The organism is Thermoanaerobacter thermocopriae JCM 7501, assembly GCF_001310975.1.
GTDB lineage: Bacteria > Bacillota > Thermoanaerobacteria > Thermoanaerobacterales > Thermoanaerobacteraceae > Thermoanaerobacter > Thermoanaerobacter thermocopriae.
This window is the reverse complement of record NZ_BAZY01000075.1, coordinates 1-1,123: the sequence shown is the minus strand read 5'-3', so window position 1 is coordinate 1,123 and position 1,123 is coordinate 1. Positions and strand designations below refer to the sequence as shown.

At 38.4% G+C, this 1,123-nt stretch carries 1 protein-coding gene; it reads right to left on the bottom strand.

From position 1 onward, the window contains the following. On the bottom strand, positions 1 to 1,115 hold a 1,115-nt coding region (ald, locus tag JCM7501_RS12405), incomplete at its 3' end, for an alanine dehydrogenase (protein ID WP_054644889.1). Positions 1,116 to 1,123 lie beyond the last annotated feature (8 nt).

Below are 1,123 nucleotides of genomic sequence, written 5' to 3'. Positions count from 1 at the left end.
TTTAAAGCATCAATAGGATCAACATATTCTAAACCTTGCGCATCTGCAACAGGTTTGTATGTTACCATTCCTTTGTAGACATTGAGTCCTTTCAGTAGCGCTTTATTTTCAAGTAAAGCTTTCTTATATCCTTTACTTGCTATCTCCAAGGCATAAGGCAAAGTTACATTAGTCAGTGCAAAAGTAGAAGTCCTTGAAACAACCCCAGGAATGTTGGGCACAGAGTAATGTACTACTCCATGTTTTATAAAGTACGGGTCTTTGTGAGAAGTCGTTCTATCACAGGTCTCTATACAACCTCCTTGGTCTATTGCAACATCTACTATTACTGCTCCCTTCTTCATCGTCTTTACCATTTCTTCTGTCACAAGTTTTGGCGCTTTTGCTCCAGGTATCAAAACTGCTCCTATTAACAAATCTGCTTTCTTCACACTCTGAGCAATATTAAAACTATTTGACATCAAAGTTGTAACTCGTCCTCCAAATATGTCATCAAGATATGCAAGTCTTACAGGATTTACATCCAATATTGTAACTCTTGCCCCCATCCCCACAGCTACTTTTGCTGCATTTGTACCTACCGTTCCTCCACCTATTATTACTACTTCTGCTGGCTCTACTCCTGGTACTCCCCCCATTACAATTCCTCTTCCTTCATTTAGGTTTGTAAGAAGATAAGCTCCTATTGTCACCGACATTCTTCCAGCTACTTCACTCATGGGAGTCAAAAGAGGAAGAGCTCCATTATCCAGTTGTACCGTCTCATAAGCAATTCCTATTACTTTTTTCTTTAATAAGGCTTCTGTTTGTTGCTTATCAGGAGCTAAATGAAGATATGTAAAAAGAACCTGCCCTTCTTTTAAATAATCGTATTCACTTGGTTGTGGTTCTTTTACCTTCATAATCATATCTGCTACATCATACACTTCTTTTGCAGTAGAAAGTATTTTAGCACCAGCTTTTACATATTCTTCATTTGCTATACCACTTCCTATTCCCGCATCTTTTTCAATGTATACTTCATTGCCATTTTTGACAAATGCCTCTACTCCCGCAGGAGTAATTGCCACACGGGACTCTGCAGTTTTTATCTCTTTTGGAACACCAATTTTCATACTCTATC